General features: G+C 59.6%; 18 protein-coding genes. 12 read left to right on the forward strand and 6 right to left on the reverse strand.

Going from position 1 to position 21,314, the window contains the following annotated elements; translation table 11 throughout:
- Positions 1 to 34: 34 nt before the first annotated feature.
- The 3 genes from AC2FIR_RS13275 to AC2FIR_RS13285 are packed head-to-tail and all read right to left on the reverse strand — an operon-like array spanning position 35 to position 4,447.
- On the reverse strand, positions 35 to 1,069 hold the full coding sequence (locus tag AC2FIR_RS13275) for an ACP S-malonyltransferase (protein ID WP_496746638.1): 1,035 nt from the start codon (positions 1,067 to 1,069) through the stop codon (positions 35 to 37).
- Complete coding sequence (locus tag AC2FIR_RS13280; RefSeq protein WP_496746636.1) at positions 1,066 to 3,258, reverse strand: dehydrogenase E1 component subunit alpha/beta; 2,193 nt, start codon at positions 3,256 to 3,258, stop codon at positions 1,066 to 1,068. Before AC2FIR_RS13280 ends, AC2FIR_RS13275 begins: the two co-directional genes overlap by 4 nt.
- Positions 3,259 to 3,280: 22 nt before the next feature.
- Positions 3,281 to 4,447: a pyridoxal phosphate-dependent aminotransferase gene (locus tag AC2FIR_RS13285; protein WP_496762490.1), complete on the reverse strand. Its 1,167-nt coding sequence runs from the start codon at positions 4,445 to 4,447 to the stop codon at positions 3,281 to 3,283.
- Positions 4,448 to 4,544: 97 nt separating this feature from the next.
- Between AC2FIR_RS13285 and AC2FIR_RS13290 the strand changes: the two genes are divergently transcribed.
- Entirely contained in the window at positions 4,545 to 5,441 is an 897-nt protein-coding gene (locus AC2FIR_RS13290; RefSeq protein WP_496746633.1) for a LysR substrate-binding domain-containing protein, read from the forward strand.
- A 30-nt stretch (positions 5,442 to 5,471) separates the two neighbouring features.
- Positions 5,472 to 5,996 (forward strand): GNAT family N-acetyltransferase, encoded by a 525-nt coding sequence (locus AC2FIR_RS13295; protein ID WP_170615903.1) that lies wholly within the window; start codon positions 5,472 to 5,474, stop codon positions 5,994 to 5,996.
- A 103-nt stretch (positions 5,997 to 6,099) separates the two neighbouring features.
- Here the strand turns inward: AC2FIR_RS13295 and AC2FIR_RS13300 are convergent, their stop codons facing one another.
- Both AC2FIR_RS13300 and AC2FIR_RS13305 read right to left on the reverse strand, forming a co-directional pair.
- A complete protein-coding gene (locus AC2FIR_RS13300) occupies positions 6,100 to 7,257 on the reverse strand; it encodes an acyl-CoA dehydrogenase family protein (protein ID WP_496762520.1) in 1,158 nt (385 codons plus the stop codon).
- A 139-nt stretch (positions 7,258 to 7,396) separates the two neighbouring features.
- A complete protein-coding gene (locus tag AC2FIR_RS13305) occupies positions 7,397 to 7,960 on the reverse strand; it encodes a TetR/AcrR family transcriptional regulator (RefSeq protein WP_170682180.1) in 564 nt (187 codons plus the stop codon).
- Between the two features lie 300 nt (positions 7,961 to 8,260).
- Between AC2FIR_RS13305 and AC2FIR_RS13310 the strand changes: the two genes are divergently transcribed.
- Together AC2FIR_RS13310 and AC2FIR_RS13315 are read left to right on the forward strand one after the other, a co-directional pair.
- Complete coding sequence (locus AC2FIR_RS13310) at positions 8,261 to 8,725, forward strand: nuclear transport factor 2 family protein (RefSeq protein ID WP_496746631.1); 465 nt, start codon at positions 8,261 to 8,263, stop codon at positions 8,723 to 8,725.
- An 11-nt stretch (positions 8,726 to 8,736) separates the two neighbouring features.
- Positions 8,737 to 9,357: a pyridoxamine 5'-phosphate oxidase family protein gene (locus tag AC2FIR_RS13315; protein WP_496746629.1), complete on the forward strand. Its 621-nt coding sequence runs from the start codon at positions 8,737 to 8,739 to the stop codon at positions 9,355 to 9,357.
- A gap of 226 nt (positions 9,358 to 9,583) precedes the next feature.
- Here the strand turns inward: AC2FIR_RS13315 and AC2FIR_RS13320 are convergent, their stop codons facing one another.
- The gene (locus AC2FIR_RS13320) at positions 9,584 to 10,246 is read right to left on the reverse strand and encodes a TetR/AcrR family transcriptional regulator (RefSeq protein ID WP_496746627.1); all 663 of its coding nucleotides are present in this window, start codon (positions 10,244 to 10,246) and stop codon (positions 9,584 to 9,586) included.
- A gap of 64 nt (positions 10,247 to 10,310) precedes the next feature.
- Here AC2FIR_RS13320 and AC2FIR_RS13325 point away from each other — a divergent pair, with 64 nt between their 5' ends.
- From AC2FIR_RS13325 to AC2FIR_RS13360, 8 genes are all read left to right on the forward strand, one after another.
- A complete protein-coding gene (locus tag AC2FIR_RS13325) occupies positions 10,311 to 11,627 on the forward strand; it encodes a flavin-containing monooxygenase (protein WP_496746625.1) in 1,317 nt (438 codons plus the stop codon).
- On the forward strand, positions 11,624 to 12,526 hold the full coding sequence (locus AC2FIR_RS13330) for a bile acid:sodium symporter family protein (protein WP_496746623.1): 903 nt from the start codon (positions 11,624 to 11,626) through the stop codon (positions 12,524 to 12,526). Before AC2FIR_RS13325 ends, AC2FIR_RS13330 begins: the two co-directional genes overlap by 4 nt.
- Positions 12,523 to 13,455 (forward strand): SDR family oxidoreductase, encoded by a 933-nt coding sequence (locus tag AC2FIR_RS13335; protein WP_496762492.1) that lies wholly within the window; start codon positions 12,523 to 12,525, stop codon positions 13,453 to 13,455. The genes AC2FIR_RS13330 and AC2FIR_RS13335 overlap by 4 nt, the downstream gene beginning before the upstream one ends.
- Positions 13,452 to 14,210, forward strand: a complete 759-nt coding sequence (locus AC2FIR_RS13340; RefSeq protein WP_496746619.1) for an SDR family NAD(P)-dependent oxidoreductase — start codon at positions 13,452 to 13,454, stop codon at positions 14,208 to 14,210. The genes AC2FIR_RS13335 and AC2FIR_RS13340 overlap by 4 nt, the downstream gene beginning before the upstream one ends.
- An 88-nt stretch (positions 14,211 to 14,298) precedes the next feature.
- Positions 14,299 to 16,779, forward strand: coding sequence for a heavy metal translocating P-type ATPase (locus tag AC2FIR_RS13345; RefSeq protein ID WP_496762494.1), 2,481 nt, complete (start codon positions 14,299 to 14,301; stop codon positions 16,777 to 16,779).
- Entirely contained in the window at positions 16,776 to 17,165 is a 390-nt protein-coding gene (gene cueR / locus AC2FIR_RS13350; protein ID WP_170619721.1) for a Cu(I)-responsive transcriptional regulator, read from the forward strand. The genes AC2FIR_RS13345 and cueR overlap by 4 nt, the downstream gene beginning before the upstream one ends.
- Positions 17,166 to 17,265: 100 nt before the next feature.
- Positions 17,266 to 18,138, forward strand: coding sequence for an NAD(P)-dependent oxidoreductase (locus AC2FIR_RS13355; RefSeq protein WP_170615879.1), 873 nt, complete (start codon positions 17,266 to 17,268; stop codon positions 18,136 to 18,138).
- A 98-nt stretch (positions 18,139 to 18,236) separates the two neighbouring features.
- Entirely contained in the window at positions 18,237 to 21,299 is a 3,063-nt protein-coding gene (locus AC2FIR_RS13360) for an aminotransferase class III-fold pyridoxal phosphate-dependent enzyme (RefSeq protein ID WP_496746615.1), read from the forward strand.
- Positions 21,300 to 21,314 lie beyond the last annotated feature (15 nt).

The raw sequence follows: 21,314 nt of genomic DNA on the forward strand, positions 1-21,314 counted from the left end.
CGCCCTCGGATTCGCACCAGTCCTCATCGGTGTATCAGCCGGTTACCAGCATTCTCTGATCGTCGCGACCCATGGCAATCAAAAGGGGCTCTGCCTCCTGTCGGCCCTGAAACGCAGCCTTGTCGGCCATGCCCTGCCAATTTGCCAGAACCAGTGATTGCGCGACCGCGCCACCAAGCGTTGCGCCCGGCCCGGTGACAATGAACAGATCGGGGGCAAACTCGCGCGCGGCGGTCTGCACGGCACGTGAAAAGTCATAGGTTTCCGTGACCTGATGCCCCAGCGTGTAGTCCCAAAGCGCCTCTGTGTCGGTTGCGCCGGGCCACCAGATCTTGCCGCGTCCGTCGATCAGCGGCAGATCCGGCTGAGCGAACAGTTCCTGGCCAAGCAGGGCACGGCCCCTAGCTGCAACCGGTGCCTGAAGCCCGGTATGGAACGCCGCGTGATTTGCCAGTCGCATAGGAAACCGTTCCTGCACCACCGGCTGCGACTGCTCAAACGCTTTCAGCCCGTCCTCGTTACCCGCCAGCACAAGCATCCCACCCAGATCAATGGAGAGTGCCAGAGCGTGTCCGTTTAACGCATCAATTCTCGCCACATCTGCCAGCAACTCAGCCTTCCGTGCAGGATCGTTCACCCAATCGTCACCCACAAACGGATATACCAGCTGACCACCAATCAGCTGTTCCTGCATGAGGGTTCCCATCGTGTTAACCACCCGGAACCCATCTCGCGTACTCAACGCGCGCGCGGCGGCCAGTGCGATATACCACCCCATCGAATTGCCGGTAACGGCCACAATTTCGATATCGTCCGAAAGCGACTGAGTATCCGCAAGCGACGCCGCATAAATCAGGGGTGAGGCCACATCGCCTCTGGAGTACTTGCCGACCATATAGCGCTGAGCGCCATCCAGCGCCGTGACACCTTCCTGACCCGCTTCGGCGCGAATGGCATCAAACCCGGCGAACATGTTCATCCGATCCGAATGGTGTCGGTGCAGATAACCCAGTTCGGGCTTGTTATAGGTACCCCGTCCGGGGCAGATCACAACGGCGGTTCGGGTCATGGCTGCACTCCGGTCAGCTTCAGTGCAGAGGCGACGATACCATCTTTGGACGGCAGCGGCGCGGCATAGGCGGGGCCCGTCGCTATGAAACAATCTTCGGCCACGATGCGGGCGGTTGGTATCCCGTCACTTTCTTCGCAAAAGAACGTCATCAGCGCCTCGGACTGGCTTCCGGTCCTGCGGCATTCGTCCACGATCAACACATGCCGGCACGGTTTGGTAGCCTGCCGCAACGCGTCTTCCGGCAGGGGGGCCAGCCAGCGCATATCGATGACACGCACGCTCAGCCCTGCGGCCTCCAGTTCGGGCAAAGCCTGCCGCGACAGGTAATGTCCGTTGCCATAGGTCACGATCGCAAGATCGGTTCCTGCGCCATGCACGCCCACATCCCCCAACGCAATTCTCTGGTCGGGCGAAGGATAGGTCGTCATCCAACCGCCATCCTGCGGTGCATGCAGATCCCGCATCGGATACAGCGCGATGGGTTCCAGGAACACCACCACCCGTTGCTCTTCCCGGGCCAGACGGGCACACTCGCGCAACATTTTCGCTGCATCCACTCCGTTCGACGGGCAGGCAATGATCACACCCGGTATGTCCCGCAACACTGCCAGCGAGTTGTCGTTGTGGAAATGCCCCCCAAAGCCTTTCTGATATCCAAGGCCCGCAATCCGCAGAACCATCGGGTTCGAGAACTGCCCGTTCGAGAAAAACGGCAGAGTCGCCGCCTCGCCCCGGATCTGATCCTCGGCGTTGTGCAGATAGGCGAGGAACTGAATTTCCGGGATCGGAATGAACCCGTTGTGCCCCATTCCGATCGCCAGCCCCAGGATGGATTGCTCGTCCAGAAGGGTGTCGATGACCCGATCCGGCCCGAACCGTTGCTGCAGCTTCTGTGTCACGCCATAGACACCGCCCTTGCGCCCGACATCTTCGCCCATGCAGACGATCTCGCGATGTTCCAGCATCAGATCGGTCAGCGCCCAGTTGATCAGGCGACTCATCGGTTGCGGTTCATCCATTGCCCGCAGGTCACCGCCAAACGCCGTGGATCGCGCACCGGCGCTGGGGCCGTTTGTGGGTTTGCAGACGCGTTTTGGTGGGACCAGGCTGGCCACAACGTCTTCGGCACTGGCCAGATGCGGGCGGGTCGCGGCCTCGGCGGCGATCCGGTCAGTACGGGCGCAGGTCTGGTTATAGATTTTCAATGCCTCGTCCGGCGTCATGGCCCCGGCCTGATCCAGCAGGCGAACGGTATGCAGCAAGGGATCGTTGGCTTCATCCGCCTCGACCTCGGATTTGCTGAGATAGGTTGTCGGCACATCCGCCCCCGCATGGCCATAAAGACGAACCGTTTTCAGATGCAGGAAAGCGGGCTTGCGGCGCGTCCGGACATATTCGGCGGCTTCCTGTGCCACGGCATAGGTTTCGAATATATCCAGCCCGTTGGCCTGAAAGTACTTGATGCCCGGCCGATGCTCCATCGAGGCCTGAATCCAGCCCTTTGGCGTCTTCACTGAAATACCGATGCCGTTGTCCTCGCAGACAAACAACAAAGGCAGCGGCGTTGACTGCACGCTGGTCCAGCCGGCCGTGTTGATTGCACCCTGTGCAGTCGAGTGATTGGCCGACGCGTCACCGAAGGAACACATGGCGATCCCGTCTGCGGGCAGGTCCCGATGCTCGGGGTCATGACGCCGGGCGGCACCCAGCGAATAGGCCGCGCCCACAGCCTTGGGCAAATGACTGGCAATGGTCGAGGTCTGCGGCGGTATCATCAGCGCCCGGGATCCCAGCACCTTGTGCCGGCCGCCTGACGTCGGATCCTCTTTCGAGCAGGCAAAGCTGAGAAGCATGTCCCAGGCGATCTGCTGACCAGGGACCTGTTCAGCCCGCGCGATCTGAAACGCGGCATCGCGGTAGTGCAGAAAGGCAATGTCGGTCGGCCGAAGCGCGTGAGCCACGGCCGCCATGCCTTCGTGCCCTGAAGAACCAATGGTATAAAACCCTTGGCCGGCCTTCTGCATCGCCCGGCTTGTCCGGTCCAGCGCTCGGCTGAGAACCTGCGATCGGTAGAGCGAGACAGCCTCGGGCCCGCTTAGCCCCGGACGCGGCGGCGCGCCTTCGGGCAAGTCACGGCGGGTGACGCGGGTCAGGAAGTTGTCGTGAACGATCTGGGCGCGGTCCATTGCAAATCCCCGGTCTTTGAATTCAAATCTTTTCGACGGCGGCCGCAATGCGGCTTAGCCCTTGTTGCAGGCTTTCGGTGGCATAAGCAAAAGAAAGCCGCAGATGCCCCGGCATCCCGAAGGCCCGCCCCGGCACCAGCGCCACACCCGCTTCCTCCAGCAGGTAACGGCAAAACTCGTGATCGACCGGCATTTTAGGTGGGGTTTCGGGGAACACATAAAAAGCCCCGTCCGGTACCGCACATTTCATCCCCGCCGCATTCAGACCACGGACCACCAGATCACGGCGCGCCTGCATTTCGGTGCGCCGGTCCACCAACAAATCCTGCGGTCCGGTAATCGCAGCCAAAGCCGCAGCCTGCGCGACCGAACACGCACCCGAAGTGATCTGCCCCTGCACCGCGATCATCGCCTTGATCAAGGGTTCAGGCCCAATACCCCAGCCGATCCTCCAACCGGTCATCGAATAGGCTTTGGACACGCCGTTTACAGTCAGCGTCCGGTGCGCAAGCTCGGGCAAGGCCTCGACAAACGGGGAAAACGGCACATAGGACAAATGCTGATAAATCTCGTCGGCAATGACCCAGACCTGCGGATGACGTTGCAACACCGCGCCCAAAGCCTGCAATTCCGCCTTGGAATAGACTGCTCCCGTCGGGTTTGACGGCGTATTGAGCAGCAGCCAGCGCGTGCGCGGCGTGATCGCCGCCTCCAACTGTGCGGGCAAGAGTTTGAAACCTTGCTGTTTCGGGCACTCCAACACCACAGGCACACCGCCCGCCAGCCTGACCATGTCTGCATAGCTGGTCCAGAACGGCGCCGCGGTGATAATTTCATCGCCCGGGTTCAGGGTTGCCATCAGCGCGCCGGACAAAACCTGCTTGGCACCTGTCGACACGATGACATTCGCGGGCCCGACCCCCGCTTGGCCTGCAATCGCCGCGCGCAGGGCCGGTGTTCCCCCCGTGGCCGGGTATCGCGTCTGACCCTGAACAGCAGCAAGATGCGCGGCCTCGACCACGTGCGGCGGCGTGGGAAAGTCGGGTTCTCCAGTGCTGAGCGCGATCACATCCACGCCCTCGGCCCGAAGACGCGCCGCATGTTCGGAGATCTGAACGATTTCCGAAAGCTCTATCCCGTCGAGCCGCTCGGCCCGGTTAAACTCGGCCACTGTTTCTAGACTGCCCATTTGCCAGATTCCTGTTACCCATCAGCCTGCCCTGTATCGGGCTAGCAGCTTCGCAATGCCAGTGATATTCCATCCGAATGGTATGAGGATTCGTTATATGATTGCGCCGCGCCGTTTTCTGCCTTCGATCCCGTCGTTGCTGGCGCTGGAAGCGGTTGATCGCCTCGGCAGCGCCTCGGCAGCGGCCGAGGAACTGTCGCTGACGCAAAGTGCGATCAGCCGTCAGCTCAAAACCATGGAGGAGCAGCTGGGGGTTGAACTGATCCGGCGCACCCAGATGCGCCTGCATCTGACACCGGCGGCCAAGGAATATGTCCAGATTGCCCGAACCGCACTGCACCAGCTTGCGCAGGCCTCTCTCAAGCTCAAGGCAAACCCGACGGGCGGATCGCTGAGCCTGTCCATTCTGCCCGCGTTTGGCATGCATTGGCTGGCCCCCCGGCTTCAGGATTTTGCACGCCGTCACCCCGAAGTGACCGTGAACCTGAATACCCGCCTCAGACCGTTTGACTTCCAGACCGAGCATTTCGATGCCGCCATCCATTTCGGACAACGGGACTGGCCCGGCGTCAATTACCTGCCCATCATGCGGGAAGACATTCTGCCTGTCTGCGCCCCGGATCTTCTGCCAATGAATCAAGGCGATATTGAATGGCTGACATCGGCCCCATTGCTGCACATCGAAACCCGCCCGGACGCGTGGGAGCAATGGTTCGCGATACAGGGACACCCCGTCAAAGGCTTGACCGGAATGATGTTCGATCAGTTCTCAACCATGATTCAGGCCACAATCCACAGGCTGGGTGTCGCACTGCTTCCCAGCTATCTGGTTGCCGAGGATCTCAGGAAAGGCAGACTGTCGCTGGCGTGGCAGGGTCCGCCGGTCAGCCTGGGTGACTATTACCTGGTGTGGCCGCAGCACCGACCTGCCGCAACACCGCTTGTTTCTTTCCGCACCTGGCTTGAGGGGCAGGTCGCAACACCACCGGATTAAGCGGCTGGACCGCTGTCAAAGGAGGCCGAATTGGACGACAAGATCACCATTCGCGAAACGGGCGCATCAGATCGGGCACAGATTCTGGAATTGTACCCTGAAGCGTTCCCGGACGAAGATCTTACACCGCTGGTCGCGGAACTTCTGACGCTGGAAAAGGATATCCTGTCACTGGGTGGGTTCATCGGTGATCGGCTGGTGGCCCATGTCCTTTTCACCACCTGCCGGACAGAAAACGACCCGGCACCGGGGGCCCTGTTGGGGCCGCTTGCCGTTTCATCGGACCTTCAGCGACAGGGGATCGGCACACGGCTGGTCAACGCAGGCATCAGCAAGCTTGAGACACTCGGGAACCAGCAGGTCTATGTGCTTGGTGATCCGCAGTATTACAGCCGTTTTGGGTTTCTTGCGGAAGACCGGGTATCCACGCCCTATCCCATTCCAACGGAATGGGCCCCGGCGTGGCAGTCCCTGCACATCAACCGGAACCAGACAAAGGCGTCTGGCGTTCTACACCTGCCAGATCCGTGGATGAACCCTACTTTGTGGGGCTGATCCATCTGCTGTCACGAACGCAGCGCGCCCCGGCGCGCTGCGCGGCCCAACAGGAGGAGGTGTTCCGCAAGGAACATTGACGACTGGCGGGAGCGTTCAGGACTCAGACGTCCAGGGAACGGGCGATGAGCTCCTTCATCACCTCATTTGTCCCGCCGTAGATCATCTGAACCCGCGCATCCGCATAAAGGCGGGCAATCGGATACTCCATCATGAACCCGTATCCACCAAACAGTTGCAGGCATTCATGCATGACCTCGTTCTGAACCTCGGAGCCCCAGTACTTCACCATTGACGCCGTGGCCGCATCCAGTTCGCTCGCTTCAAGCTTTCCGATACAGTCATTCACAAAGCTGCGCAGAACTTCGGCCTTGGTCTTGCATTCGGCCAGCTTGAATCGCGTGTTCTGAAAATCCATCACGCGCTGGCCAAAGGCTTTTCGTTCCTGCGTGTATTTCACCGTTTCTGCGATGGCGAAGTCGATCGCGCCCAGTGCCATGATGCCAATGGTCAGACGCTCCCAGGGCAGCTGCTTCATCAACTGATAAAAGCCCTGCCCCTTTTCCGGGCCGATCAGGTTCGTCATCGGAACCTTGACGTCTTCAAAAAACAGCTCGGCCGTGTCGTTGGCCTTCATACCCAGTTTCTTCAAGTTGCGGCCCCGACGAAACCCCTCCGCGCCGTCGGTTTCAACCGCAATCAGGGACACCCCTTTGGACCCCTGCGATTTGTCGGTCTTCGCCACCACAAGGACAAGATCGGCTGTCTGGCCATTGGTGATGAATATCTTGGATCCGTTGATCCGGTACGAATTGCCATCCTTATCAGCCGTGGTTCGCACCGCCTGCAGGTCTGACCCGGTTCCCGGCTCGGTCATGGCAATGGCGCCGACCATCTCGCCGCTGGCCAGTTTTGGCAGCCATTTCTGTTTCTGATCTTCGCTGCCATAGGTGGTGATGTAATGGGTTACGATGGACTGAATCCCAAATCCCCATCCGGCATCGCCTCGTGAAGCCTGTTCGTACAGCGTGACCGAGTCGAACCCCATGCCGCCACCGACGCCGCCGTAAGCCTCGCCAATCGAGCCCGCCATCAGGCCGGTCTCGCCCGCTTTTGTCCAGAACGCGCGATCAACGATCCCTTGATCGACCCAGCGATCAATGCTCGGGACAAGCTCGTCATCCATGAACCGGCCGGCCATTTCGGCAAACATCCGGTGTTCGTCGGTGACCCATGCGGCGGTCGAAGTGAAAAGCGACATATCGTATTCTCCGGTCTTTGATAGTCCGATGCTATCCCCGGCCCCGAATTCTTCCAATCCGCGTGACGCCGCGTCCTTAATCCTTGCTACGCGACGTTCCATTACGCGGTCTGGCGTCTGACCTGCTCATCAAATCCGATCATGTCAGCGCGTGGTCCAGCAGAACCTGCGCCGCCTCCTTTGCATCCTGCGCAGGGTCGCATTTTTTCAGAAGAACCGCCGTCACAATCGCGCCTTCTTGCAAAAGCAGCAGCTGGCACCCCAGACTTTCGGGATCACGAACCCCGGCCTTGCGGCACAGATCGGTCATGTAGTCCAGAAGCAACCGCTTGTGCTCGGCCGCCTGAACGTGGATCGGGTGGTCTTTTTCCTGATACTCCGCCCCGGCCTTGATGAACATGCAGCCGCGGTATTTGTCTTCCTCGAACCATTCCTTCAGCACATCGAAACTGGCGATCAGCTGACCGGCGGGCGTTTCGGAAAGGTCTTCAATCCTTCGGACGAACCAGTTTCGGAAGTTTTCATCTCGCAGGCGCAATGCCGCAAGGATCAACTCCTCCTTGGTGCGGAAATGCTTGTACATCGATGTTTTGGATACGCCTGTTTCAACCACCAGCTTGTCCATTCCGGTGGCATGAAAACCGTCCCTGTAGAAAACCTCCAAGGCCTTGCGGACAAGCTCATCACGTTTGTTGGGGCGCATTCCTAGCTCCTGATTGTACTAATCAGTACATATACAATTTCTAAAGAGGCTTCAATGACAACAAGTAAAATATTGTTTTGTAACACTATTACCAAAGCCAGGAGAGTGAAGTCGAATATTTTGAAAAAATGGGCTTGAAAACATGAACCGATCTGTACATCTTATCATCAAGATTTACCGATCTGTACACCAAAGGATTTCACCGATGCGACGCCGTGCCAGCCTATTTTCACCGCAGTACGTTCCCTTTCTTCTGACTCTGGCGCTGATCACGGCCGCCTTAACCTGAAAGCCTGAAATATGAACCGCCCCCCTTTGCCGCCCTTTACGCATGAAACGGCCACCCGGAAAGTGCGCATGGCGGAAAACGCCTGGAACAGCCGCGACCCGGATGTCGTAACGCCCGCCTACACGGAAGACAGCCGCTGGAGAAACCGCGCCGAGTTCCTGAGCGGCCACACCGAGATTCACGCCTTTCTGAGACGAAAATGGGCCAAGGAGCTTGAGTACCGCTTGATCAAGGAATTATGGGCCCATCGCGACAATCGCATCGCTGTACGGTATGCTTATGAATGGCACGACGACAGCGGTCAGTGGTTCCGGTCATATGGCAACGAAAACTGGGAATTTGCTGAAGACGGCCGAATGGCCTCGCGCCACACGTCGCTGAATGACCTGCCGATCACGGTAGAACAACGCATGTTCCACTGGCCCGCAGGACAGCGCCCCGGCGACCATCCCGGCCTGTCTGATCTGGGTCTCTGAAAGGACAGCCCATGCCACGCGCGTTTTCCGAACTGACCTTCACCCCCGCCGTTCGCGCCCATCAGGAGAGGATGGGTTCGGCGCGAAGTTATGCCAAGTTCCTGGACAGCGGTCCGCAAAAAGGACACCTGATCGGAGAGGCTGAAAAGGCATTCATTCAGGCCCGCGATAGTTTTTACCAATCCACTGTATCCGAGACCGGTTGGCCCTATGTTCAATTCCGCGGCGGTCCGGTCGGGTTCCTGAAGGTGCTGGGGCCGCAAACCCTTGGGTACGCTGATTTTTCAGGCAACAAACAGTACATTTCACGCGGGAATTTGGACGGCAACGATCGGATTGCCCTGATCCTGATGGATTATGCCAATCAGCGCCGTCTGAAGATTCTGGGACGGGTCGAATTCACCGAAGGCGAAGCCGCAGCCGCCAGTCTTTACCCTGACAACGCCGAAGCCCCCGCCGAGCGCGCAGTGGTCATCAAGGTCGAGGCCTTCGACTGGAACTGCCCCCGCCCCATCACCCCTCGTTTCACCGAGGCCGAGCTTCGGCCTCACCTGAATTCTCTGGGCCAGCAACTGGCGCAGCTTCAGGCCGAAAACGAAAAGCTCAGGCAGCAATTGGCAGGGCGATCCTGAACACGACGTCAACAACGCTCCTTACCCTTGAATTAGAACAAGGAACTACCCGAATGATGCGATCAACAATGAATTTGGCCAGCGCGCTGTTAGCTGGCATAGTTTTTTTACTGGCAGTGATTTCATTTGGGTTCTTTGCCTCGCCCGAAGCGGTTCGAACGTCTCCGCCCGCGGCGTATAATTCGCTTCTGCTGATACAGTTTGAAACCAGATAATGCCGAACCGTCTAGGGGTTTGCGGATCGAACAAGCGCTTCGATCCCTGCCGCGCAAAAATCGATCAGTTCGTCGGTCCCGGCAAGTTGTCCGCCTTCTGACAAGGCATCCACCCGCCATGCACTGTTGAGATGCGCCAGAACTGCGGACACCGAATACACCTGCCCGCTGGCCAGCAAAGCGGCATCGACCTTCGGGTACAGCACAGCGATTTCCGCAATGAAACGCCGCGCCGTTGGGTCGAAGCATTCCGCCGCGATGGCGCGCCAGCGCGGGTCCACAGACACATGCGCCACCAGACGCCCATAGGCCATCCATCCTGCTCCGCCCGTTTCGGCTAACGTAATGTAAGGCCGAATGAAGCAGTCCAGAACACCGCGCAGTGTTGGCTGACCAACTTCTTTCAACGCGTTCAGGGCGTCCAGCCGGATTTGGGCCAGTTCATCCGCGCGACGCGCAACGGTCTTGTGAAACAACTCTTCCTTGCCGCCCCCGTGGTGATGCACCAACCCGACTTGCACACCGGCTTTGGCCGCGATGTCCCTGATCGACGCCCCTTCGAATCCGCGATCGGCAAACAGCGCCTCGGCCGCGTCCAGAATGCGCGCCCGGGTCTGCAGCGATCGTTTCGATGGTGCCCTTTGTCGTTTTATTTCAGTCACTTTGGCGGTCATGAAAATCATCTTGCCTTATTTTGTACGTTCGTTCAACTTAAGCCGTGCGAACAGGGGAGAGTTCATGTCAGAAAAGCGCGAGGCATTCGCCCTGATCGGGGCGGGCCCGATGGGGTTGGCTGCGGCCAAGGTGCTAAAGGAACAAGGTATTCCATTTCAGGGGTTCGAGCTGCATTCGGATGTCGGTGGTCTGTGGGACATTGATGCCCCCAGATCAACCATGTATGAGACTGCCCACCTGATCTCGTCAAAACGGATGACGGAATTCACCGACTTCCCAATGGAGGATAGGGTCGCCGAATATCCGTCGCATCGGGCAATGCGGGATTATTTTCGCGCCTTTGCTGATCACTTCGATCTGCGTAAGTTCTTCACATTCAATGCCGAGGTAACAGAAGCCAGGCCGTTGGGCGCACCCGGCGATGGCTGGCGCGTTTGCTGGCGGGATCAGGACGGGGAACATGAGGCCGAGTTTGCCGGTGTTCTAATCGCCAACGGCACCCTGTCCGAACCTAACATGCCGCAGTTCGCAGGCACTTTTGAAGGCGAACTGATCCACGCCTCGCAATACCGGTATCCCAAACAGTTCGATGGCAAACGCGTGCTGATCGTGGGCGCAGGAAACTCGGGTTGCGACATTGCGGTGGACGCCATTCACCATGCCGTGCGCTGCGATCTGTCGATGCGGCGCGGGTACTATTTCGTTCCGAAGTACGTGTTTGGGAAGCCAGCTGATACGATGGGCGGAATGATCCGCCTGCCCATGTGGCTGAAGCGCAAGATCGACAGCCTGATCCTTGGGTGGTTCGTCGGCGATCCGCAGAAATACGGCTTTCCCAAACCGGACTACAGACTGTACGAGAGCCATCCTATCGTGAACTCACTGGTGCTGTACCACGCGGGTCACGGAGATCTGCGTGTTCGGCCCGACATTCAGCAGATCGACGGCAAAACTGTGCATTTCACAGATGGCGGCAGCGAAGACTATGATATGATCCTCGCCGCGACCGGGTACAAACTGCATTACCCGTTCATTGACCCCGACCTACTGAACTGGCAGGGCGATGCGCCGCATCTTTACCTCAACGCCATGCATCCGGACCGCGACGACCTGTTTGTTCTGGGCATGATCGAAGCGACCGGTCTAGGCTGGCAGGGACGCCACGAGCAAGCCGAGATGGTGGCGCGCTATATAAAAGGTATTCAGAGCGGCTGCACCGCGGCGGCCGAACTGAAAGCCACAAAACAAAAATCCTATGAGCGCGCCACCGGGGGCATGAACTACCTCAACCTCGCCCGCATGGCGTATTACGTGGACAAGGCGACCTACCGCAAAGCGGTCACCGGCTGGATCGACAAGTTCAGGAAAGCCGCCCCATGACCGGCATCGATGAAATTACCCTGAACTTCAGCCCTGCCTCTCTGACTTTGCTGAATGGCATTCTTGCAATCGTGATGTTTTCGATTGCAATCGACCTAACCCCGCAGGATTTCAACCGCCTGCGCCGGGCGCCCAAGCCTGTGATCGTGGGGCTGGCCTCACAATTCGTGGTGCTGCCTGCGCTGACGTTTGTACTGGTCTGGCTGGCGGCCCCGCGTCCTTCGATTGCTCTGGGGTTGATCCTTGTCGCAGCCTGCCCCGGCGGCAATATTTCTAACTTCATAACGCATCGTGCTGGCGGCAATGCCGCCCTGTCCGTATCGATGACTGCATTCGCCACGATCGGGGCAATCGCAATGACCCCGTTCAACATTGCGTTTTGGGGCGGGCTTTATCCACCGACCCGGGAAATCCTGCAAAGAACGGCAATCGACCCCTGGCAGATTGCGATCATCGTGGGGCTGATGCTGATCCTGCCTCTGGTGCTTGGCATGGCGCTGAATCAGCGCCGGCCGGATCTGACCGCGCGGTTGAGGACACCGCTGCAGTACCTGTCCATGGGCATCTTCGTTGCGTTCATCATTCTTGCTCTGGCGGCCAACTGGGACTTTTTCCTGAGCTTTGCCGGAGCCGTCGCCGGGCTTGTGATCATTCACAACGCGCTGGCTTTGGGGGGCGGTTGGGTTGTGGCCACTCTGACCCGGCTGTCCCCCTATGACCGCCGTGCCATAACGATCGAAACCGGTATTCAGAATTCCGGCCTCGGGCTGGTCCTGATATTCGCGTTCTTCAACGGATTGGGCGGCATGGCCGTTGTGGCAGCCTTCTGGGGCATCTGGCATGCGATCTCGGGGATTGCGCTGGCAACGGCAATGGCTCGGACCGAGGCAGCGCGATGACCCGCATCCTGATTACCGGTGCCGCCGGAACAGTCGGGCGCGCCCTTCTGGCCGAAGTCAAAGACCTTGCTGTATTTGCCACAGACCTGAACCGACCGTCCGACCTGCCTGAAGACATCGCGTTTCTGCATCTGGACGTGACCACTGACGAAGCGGCCCGTGTGATCGCAAAGGTGAAGCCGGAAGTCATCGTTCATCTGGCCTCGATTGTGACACCACCGCCCGGAATGGGCCGCCAGAAAGCGTTTGATGTGGATGTCACAGGCACAAAAAACGTGTTGAACGCTGCAATTTCCAATGGCGTTCGGCGGCTGGTCGTCACGTCGTCGGGCGCTGCCTACGGCTATCACCCGGATAACCGCGTCCCGCTACGCGAAAAGGATCCGCTGCGTGGCAATGCCGAATTTCCCTATGCCGACCACAAACGGCAGGTCGAGGAGATGCTGGCCGAGGCCCGTCAACGTGCGCCGCAGCTTGAGCAGGTGGTCCTGCGCGTGGGCACTGTACTGGGGGAAGGCACGGACAATCAGATTACGGCGCTGTTTCACAAACCACGCCTGCTGGCGGTGTCCGGCAGTGACAGTCCCTTTGTCTTCATCTGGACCCGCGATCTGGCGCGTATACTGAAACGTGCGGCGACAGATGGACCGGCCGGTGTCTTCAACGTGGCCGGCGACGGAGTGCTGGGAATAACAGAACTGGCGCACCTCCTGAACAAACCTGTTTTGCGCCTGCCTGCGTGGGCGATCCGATCAGTCCTGAGCCTTGCCCGCCCCCTTGGCCTGTCGCGATACGGACCGGAACAGGTGCGATTTCTGCAGTACCGCCCGGTGCTGGACAACACTGCGCTGAAAACCGATTTCGGATACACCCCGGAAAAGACCAGCGCCGAGGTATTCGCGCTGTGGAAAGGATGGGCGGGGCTATGAAAACGGCGGTGATATCCGGCGGCGCAGGTGGGCTGGGTCGGGCCTTGTCGGCGGGGCTTCAGCAGCGGGGCTGGCGTGTTGTCCTGCTGGATCTGAATGTTTCAGATCTTACGGCGACCCCAACACAGCTTCCGATCGGGTGCGACCTGACGAAACCCGAGCAGTTGCAGGAAGCGGTCCTTGAGACCATCAAATCCAGCGATGGCATCAATCTGGTCATCTACAACGCAGGTGTCACCCAGATTCGCGGGTTTGACGTTTCCGACGACGCCAGCCATCGCAAACTGTTCGAGATCAACTATTTCGCAGCCGTCGCAATGGCGCGCGCGTTTCTTCCGGAGCTTCGCAAAACGCAGGGCACGCATCTGGCGATCTCGTCGGTCGCAGGCTTCGCGCCGCTTTATCACCGGACGGCCTATGCTGCCTCGAAACATGCGCTTGAAGGGTTTTTTAAATCGCTTCGATCCGAAGAGGGGCCGCACGGCGTCAGAGTGCATATTGCCGCGCCGTCCTTTGTTTCCACCAATCCCGGCAATGCCGAAACGCAGGCAGATGGAATGGCGCGTCCCGGCTCGGCATCCGATGAAATGGACGCCATGAGCCCCGAAAATGCCGCCGAGGTCATCCTGCGGGGGTTGGACAGGTCCAAGCCCATGATCCCGGTCGGGCGTGTTGCGCGCCTTGCGTGGTGGCTCAACAGTTTGTCGCCGCGCCTGTATCAGCGACTGATGGAACGGAACATACGCGGATCCTGAATTCGGACAAAAAACCAGTCGAACCCCTTGACCTTCCCGTGACTGGAACCCCCATGTGCAGGGAAGAACTAATGTCGGGACGAGTCGGATGGCTGAACTGAAAACACTGCAACTCAGGATCACGGGCATGGGATGCGCTTCCTGTGTCGGACGTGTGGAAGCGGCGCTGCGGGGTGTTTCCGGCGTCACTGACGCTTCTGTCAATTTCGCAACGGAAACGGCACAGGTCGCAATTGAAGGCCCCTTGGCATCGTTGGTTGAGGCGTTGGACAGCGCTGGATACCCGGCTGCAACCCAGCAAGCGACGCTGAGAATCGAGGGGATGAGTTGCGCCTCATGCGTGTCCCGGATTGAACGGGCCTTACTGGCCAGCCCCGGTGTCATTGATGCGCAGGTCAACCTGGCGACCCAGACAGCACTGGTTTCCTACCTCCTAGGGACGACGACCCCCGAGGCACTGGCGCAGGTGTCGGACGGAATCGGGTATACCGCGCATGTCGACCAGGGGAATGCGCCTGGTTCCACGCCCGCCGATAAATCGGACGAGTTGAACGTCCTCCGTCGCTCGACCCTGCTGGCGGCGGTTCTGGCGTTACCGGTTTTTGTGCTTGAGATGGGCGGGCACATGGTCCCTGCCTTCCATCATTGGGTGCAGGCAAATATCGGCGCGCAAACCAGCCACATGATTCAGTTTCTTCTGACCGCGGTTCTGCTGATTGGCCCTGGTCGTATTTTCTATGCCAAAGGCGTTCCTTCCCTGCTGCGTGGCGCGCCCGATATGAATGCGCTGGTTGCTCTCGGCACAGGCGCGGCTTTTCTTTATTCAGTCATCGCCACCTTTGCGCCCGGAATACTGCCGCAAGGAACGGCGAATGTTTATTTCGAAGCAGCCGCCGTCATCATCGTGCTGATCCTTTTGGGACGCCTGCTGGAAGCGCGCGCCAAGGGTCGAACAGGTGCCGCTATCCGCAGGCTGATTGGTTTGCAACCCAAAACGGCGCGGGTTGAAAGGGACGGCATGGTCGCAGACCTGCCCGTCGCAGACATTGTGGTGGACGACATCCTGCAAATCCGCCCGGGCGAGCGCGTTCCGGTGGACGCCGAAGTGCTGGACGGCACGTCGTATCTGGACGAAAGCATGATCACCGGCGAACCGGTGCCGGTCGGGAAGTCCGCCGGAGACACAGTGGTCGGCGGCACGGTCAACGGCACCGGTGCGCTGCGCGTCCGCGCCATACGCGTGGGGGCGGACACCGTGCTGGCCCAGGTCATACAGATGGTTGAAAAGGCGCAGGGCGCTAAACTGCCAATTCAGGGTCTTGTCGACCGCATAACCTATTTTTTCGTTCCTGTGGTCATTGCGGTGGCAATGCTTACAATCGCGCTGTGGCTTGTTTTCGGCCCCGAACCCGCACTGCCCCTGGCGCTGGTTGCGGGCGTTTCGGTGCTGATCATAGCCTGCCCCTGCGCGATGGGGCTGGCAACGCCGACCTCAATCATGGTCGGCACCGGGCGCGCGGCCGAATTGGGTGTTCTGTTCCGCAAAGGTGATGCCCTGCAGCAATTGCAACAGGCGCAGGTCATCGCTTTTGACAAAACCGGAACCTTGACGTTGGGCCGGCCCGAGCTTGACGGCATTATCCCGGCCAACGGATTTGACCCGAAAAAAATGCTGCGCCTTGCCGCCGCGCTTGAGGCCCGGTCCGAACATCCAATTGCCACCGCGATCACAAGGGCCGGTCCATCGGATTTGCCTGAGCTGTCCGGGTTTGAATCGATGACCGGGCTTGGCGTACGCGCCGAGGTCGAAGGACAGGACGTCATGATCGGTTCAGCGAAGCTGATGATGCAAAACGGAATAGACATTGACGATCTGAGGGCCGAGGCGGACAGGCGCGCGGCATCGGGGGCCACGCCCTTGTATGTTGCCATTGACGGCGCGGCAGCGGCCTTGCTTGCCGTATCCGATCCGGTCAAGCCGGGAACAAAAGAAGCGTTGGCGCAGCTTCGCGATATGGGGCTGAACCTTGCAATGATCACTGGCGACAACGCCCGCACCGCGCAGGCGCTGGCCGATGAGTTGGGCATTGACCATGTCGTGGCCGATGTTTTGCCCGATGGAAAACTTGCCGCGGTCACCGAACTGCAGGACAGTCTTGGCGTGTTAGCCTTTGTTGGCGACGGGATCAACGATGCGCCGGCGCTGGCTGCTGCAGATATCGGCCTTGCCATTGGTACGGGAACGGATGTGGCAATCGAGACGGCAGACGTCGTTTTGATGTCCGGCGATCTGCGGGGCGTCGTGAACGCCTTGGAAATCAGCCGCCGGACTATGCGCAACATCCGCCAGAACCTCGGCTGGGCCTTTGGCTACAACACGCTGCTGATCCCCGTCGCCGCAGGCGTCTTGTTCCCGTTTGGCGGGCCACTGCTGTCCCCGGCGCTCGCTGCGGGGGCGATGGCCTTGTCCAGCGTCTTTGTTGTGACCAACGCACTGCGTTTGCGGCGGGTGAGCGTCAGCGCGCCCGTACCCTCTGCAATCCCAACAACCCAATCGGTGACACCATGAATATCGGAGACGTTGCCAGCCAGACCGGTCTGCCCGCCAAAACCATCCGGTATTATGAGGATATCGGACTGATCAGGCCCATGCGTGACGACAACGGCTATCGCCGGTTTCGCGAACAGGACGTGCACAAGCTGATCTTTCTGGGTCGCGCCCGTGCATTGGGCTTTACGATCGGCGATTGCAGGACACTGCTGGCCCTTTACGAAGATGAAACCCGCGCCAGTGCTGATGTCAAAAAGGTCGCGCGCGATCACCTGGCGCAGATCGAAATCAAGATTGCGGATCTCAACGCCATGCGTGACACGCTAAGCCACCTGATTGACGCCTGCGCCGGAGACAATCGGCCCGACTGTCCAATCCTCAGCGATCTGGGTCGCAAAAGCTGACACGGGGTTGCCCTTTGCCCGCAGCTTTGCTTTGTCTCTGCTGAACATTCCGGCCCGCCACCAGACGGATGCAGGGCCGGACAGCTGGGAGGATCATCTGATGGCAAAACTCGCGTTCCTAGGTCTGGGTGTCATGGGTTATCCCATGGCTGGCCACCTGCAGGCAGCAGGGCATGACGTCACCGTTTACAACCGCACGGCGAAACGGGCCGAGGCCTGGGTTGATCAGCACGGCGGCGCAATGGCGGGAACCCCGGCGGAGGCTGCGCAAGGCGCGGAACTGGTCTTTGCCTGTGTGGGCAATGATGACGACCTGCGCGCAATCTGCACCGGCGAGAACGGCGCTTTTGACGGCATGTCGCAAGGTGCCGTCTTTGTCGATCACACCACGGTATCCGCCAAAGTGACGCAAGAGCTTGCATCGGTTGCGGATGATAGGGGATTTGCCTTTGTGGACGCGCCCATTTCGGGTGGCCAGTCGGGCGCCGAGAACGGCGTTCTGTCCATCATGTGCGGCGGTTCGCAAACTGCCTATGAAAAGGCCGAACCGGTCATGCAGGTCTATTCGAAGATATGCCGCCGTATCGGCGACAGCGGCGCTGGCCAGTTGACGAAGATGAGCAACCAGATCGCCATCGCCGGTGTTGTGCAGGGTCTCAGCGAAGCCCTGCACTTTGCCGAAAAAGCCGGGTTGGACGGCCGCGCCGTGATCGAGGTGATCAGTCAGGGTGCTGCCGGAAGCTGGCAGATGGAAAACCGGCACGAAACGATGCTGGACGATCATTTCGACTACGGGTTCGCGGTGGACTGGATGCGGAAAGATTTGGGTATTTGTCTGGACGAGGCCAACAGGAACGGCGCGTCGCTGCCACTGACGGCATTGGTTGATCAGTTCTACAAGGACGTTCAGAAACTGGGCGGCGGGCGATGGGACACCTCTTCCTTGATCAAACGCTTGCGCGCGCTGGACTGAAGGCAAGGCGGCTGCCCCGTTTGCCGTAAGCGGCAGTTCACCCCCGAGATATATGGGCACAAAAGAAGAGATCGGCTTTGGGAAAGGACACAAAGCGCATGAATGATCTGACGCAATTCTGGGCGGACGCGCTGCGTGCGACCTGGGGGATCGAAGCGAGGCTGACCCGGCTGGACGGCGAATACGATCTGAATTTCCTGGCCGAAGCAACCAACGGACGGGACTACGTTCTCAAGGTGATGCGGGCCGGGTGTGAGGCCGAGTTTGTGGACCTGCAGGTTCAGGCATTGCGCCATATCTCATCCGAGGCCCCCGGCCTGCCGTTCCCGGCGGTCATCCCGGACCTGACCGGTGAATTGCTGCCCGAAATCCCTGACGATCAGGGTCAGCCAAGACTTGCCTGGTTGCTGGAGCGTCTGCCGGGCCAGTGCTACGCCAAGGCCGCGCCCAAAACCGACGAACTGATCATGAAGCTGGGCCGTGTTCTTGGAGCGACGGACCGTGCTCTGGAAAGGTTCGACCATTCAGGGCTGAGCAGGGAGCATTTCAAATGGGATCTGACACAGGCCCGGTGGATTTCCGGCAGGCTTGAGGTTGTTTCGGATCCCAACCGGCGCGCGTTGCTGACCGAAATCTGTGATGGGTTCCATGAGGTATCCGGCAGGTTGGCCGCAATGCCCAGGCAGGCCATCCACAATGACGCAAACGATTACAACATTCTTGTTGAGGGTGAGCTTGGGCAACGCCTGAAGATCTCGGGCCTGATTGATCTGGGCGACATGTGTGCGGCGCCGCGTATCTGTGACCTCGCAATTGCCGGGGCCTATATTGTTCTGGATCATCCCGGGCCTGAACGCGCCCTGACGGCGCTGGTGCGTGGCTATCACGCCGCCAACCCGCTGCGCACCGACGAAGTCGACCTGATCTGGCCGTTGCTGCGGATGCGTCTGGCGGTGTCTGTCGTGAATTCGACTCTGATGGCGGCTGAAAACCCGGATGATCCCTATGTCACCATCTCTCAGGCTCCGGCCTGGCGGTTTCTTGAGAACACATCCGTCAATGGCGGTCTGATGCCCGCCCGCCTGCGCGCGGCCTGCGGGCTGCCGGTCACGGACGGGGCCGAGCGTATCCACGCCTATCTGTCCGACCACCGCGGCCAGTTTGCGCAAATGTTCGGGCAGAATCTGGCGGATGTGCCGATGGGATCGCTTTCGGTTGAAAATTCGACATGGCCGCAGAACCCGTTCCATATGCCTCTGGAAGAGGCCGCCCGCGTGGGCGCCGAGTTCGGCGATGGCCTGTGGCTGGGGTATTACAACGAGCCGCGCCTGATCTATGCTGAGCCGGGTTTCCGTAAGGGACCTTGGAAGGCCTCGGACCGGCGGACTGTTCATCTGGCCGTTGATGTCTTCGCGCCCACCGGAGCCGTGCTGTATGCCCCGATGAGCGGACGTGTTGAAGTGGTCGAGAACCGCGATGCCCATCTGGATTACGGCGGCGTTGTGATCCTGCATCATGAAACCCCCGAAGGCGATCCGTTCTATACCTTATATGGTCACCTGGACCCCGAGGTCTGCGCCCGGCTGAAGCCGGGCGATCCCGTCGCACAGGGCGCGGCCTTTGCCCGCCTCGGGGATGCCAGTCAGAATGGAGGCTGGGCCCCTCATGTGCATTTCCAGCTGGCCCTGACCACCGCCGGGATGGAGGCGGACTGGCCCGGTGTCGGCGACCCGGACGAGATGTACCTGTGGCACGCAGTCTGCCCGAACCCTGCGGCAATACTGAACCTGCCGGACGACAAGGTGTTTTATCGCCCGACCGACAAACAGGCGATCCTGCGCGGGCGCCAGGACCATTTCGGTGGCAACCTGTCGCTGACCTATGACGATCCGGTCATGCTGGTCCGTGGCTGGAGGCATCATCTGTTCGACGAGTGGGGCCGCCCCTATCTGGACGCCTATAACAACGTCCCCCACGTGGGCCATGCACATCCCCGCATTCAGGCGGTCGCAGCGGACCAACTGAAGCGGATGAACTCGAACACGCGCTATCTTCACCCGGCTCAAACGGCATTTGCCGACAAGATTCTGTCGAAACTGCCGGATCACCTCGAGGTCTGCTTCTTCGTGAACTCGGGGACCGAGGCGAACGAACTGGCCTTGCGGCTGGCGCGGGCGCACACAGGGGCAAAGGGGATTGTAACGCCGGATCACGGCTACCACGGCAATACCAATGCGGCTGTGGCGATCTCGGCCTACAAGTTCAACAAGCCTGGCGGTGTGGGGCAGGCGGATTGGGTCGAACTGGTCGAAGTGGCCGACGACTATCGAGGTTCATTCCGACGTGACGATTCCGACCGTGCCGCGAAGTTCGCAGACTTGGTGGACCCCGCGATTGCCGCATTGAAGGCCAAAAGACATGGGGTAGCGGGCTTCATCGCGGAAACCTTCCCATCGGTCGGCGGCCAGATCATTCCACCCAAGGGCTATCTTCCGGCCGTTTACGAAAAAATTCGGGCCGCAGGTGGCGTTTGTATTGCGGACGAAGTGCAGACCGGCTTTGGCCGGCTGGGCGAGTATTATTTCGGCTTTGAACATCAGGGGGCACTGCCCGACATCGTTGTCATGGGCAAACCCATCGGCAATGGCCATCCGTTGGGCGTTCTGGTCACGACCAAGGAAATCGCGAACAGCTTCGACAATGGCATCGAGTTCTTTTCGACTTTCGGCGGCTCGACCCTGTCCTGCCGGATTGGCAAAGAGGTGCTGGACATCGTCGACGACGAGGGATTGCAGGACAATGCCCGGAATATGGGTGTACGCCTGATGGACGGCCTGCGCGGGATTGAGGCTGATTTTGGCTGCGTCGGAGATGTACGCGGGATGGGTCTGTTTCTGGGCGTCGAACTGATCAACCCTGACGGATCGGAAGGAACCGAGATCTGCAAGTTCGTCAAAAACCGGATGCGGGATCATCGCATTCTGATCGGAAGCGAGGGTCCAAAGGACAATATCCTGAAGATTCGCCCGCCGCTGACGATCGAGGCTGAAGACGTGGACATGATCCTTTGGGCCTTGAGAAGCGTTCTGAGCGAAGTGGGTGATTATGCACCCACCCCAGTCTGCGATCACGACCACCATGTTGGTTGCAGTTGCTGCTGAATTCAGAAGAACCCC

This window comes from Ruegeria sp. CDSB136, assembly GCF_059610965.1.

Excerpts from the sequence above, each read along its gene's own strand:
- AC2FIR_RS13300 (WP_496762520.1), bottom strand. The coding sequence starts at position 7,257 with ATGTCGCTTTTCACTTCGACCGCCGCATGGGTCACCGACGAACACCGG.
- AC2FIR_RS13330 (WP_496746623.1), top strand. The coding sequence starts at position 11,624 with ATGACCGGCATCGATGAAATTACCCTGAACTTCAGCCCTGCCTCTCTG.
- cueR (WP_170619721.1), top strand. The coding sequence starts at position 16,776 with ATGAATATCGGAGACGTTGCCAGCCAGACCGGTCTGCCCGCCAAAACC.
- AC2FIR_RS13320 (WP_496746627.1), bottom strand. The coding sequence starts at position 10,246 with ATGACCGCCAAAGTGACTGAAATAAAACGACAAAGGGCACCATCGAAA.
- AC2FIR_RS13275 (WP_496746638.1), bottom strand. The coding sequence starts at position 1,069 with ATGACCCGAACCGCCGTTGTGATCTGCCCCGGACGGGGTACCTATAAC.
- AC2FIR_RS13310 (WP_496746631.1), top strand. The coding sequence starts at position 8,261 with ATGAACCGCCCCCCTTTGCCGCCCTTTACGCATGAAACGGCCACCCGG.
- AC2FIR_RS13280 (WP_496746636.1), bottom strand. The coding sequence starts at position 3,258 with ATGGACCGCGCCCAGATCGTTCACGACAACTTCCTGACCCGCGTCACC.
- AC2FIR_RS13285 (WP_496762490.1), bottom strand. The coding sequence starts at position 4,447 with ATGGGCAGTCTAGAAACAGTGGCCGAGTTTAACCGGGCCGAGCGGCTC.
- AC2FIR_RS13290 (WP_496746633.1), top strand. The coding sequence starts at position 4,545 with ATGATTGCGCCGCGCCGTTTTCTGCCTTCGATCCCGTCGTTGCTGGCG.
- AC2FIR_RS13315 (WP_496746629.1), top strand. The coding sequence starts at position 8,737 with ATGCCACGCGCGTTTTCCGAACTGACCTTCACCCCCGCCGTTCGCGCC.
- AC2FIR_RS13345 (WP_496762494.1), top strand. The coding sequence starts at position 14,299 with ATGGCTGAACTGAAAACACTGCAACTCAGGATCACGGGCATGGGATGC.
- AC2FIR_RS13305 (WP_170682180.1), bottom strand. The coding sequence starts at position 7,960 with ATGCGCCCCAACAAACGTGATGAGCTTGTCCGCAAGGCCTTGGAGGTT.
- AC2FIR_RS13325 (WP_496746625.1), top strand. The coding sequence starts at position 10,311 with ATGTCAGAAAAGCGCGAGGCATTCGCCCTGATCGGGGCGGGCCCGATG.
- AC2FIR_RS13340 (WP_496746619.1), top strand. The coding sequence starts at position 13,452 with ATGAAAACGGCGGTGATATCCGGCGGCGCAGGTGGGCTGGGTCGGGCC.
- AC2FIR_RS13355 (WP_170615879.1), top strand. The coding sequence starts at position 17,266 with ATGGCAAAACTCGCGTTCCTAGGTCTGGGTGTCATGGGTTATCCCATG.
- AC2FIR_RS13335 (WP_496762492.1), top strand. The coding sequence starts at position 12,523 with ATGACCCGCATCCTGATTACCGGTGCCGCCGGAACAGTCGGGCGCGCC.
- AC2FIR_RS13360 (WP_496746615.1), top strand. The coding sequence starts at position 18,237 with ATGAATGATCTGACGCAATTCTGGGCGGACGCGCTGCGTGCGACCTGG.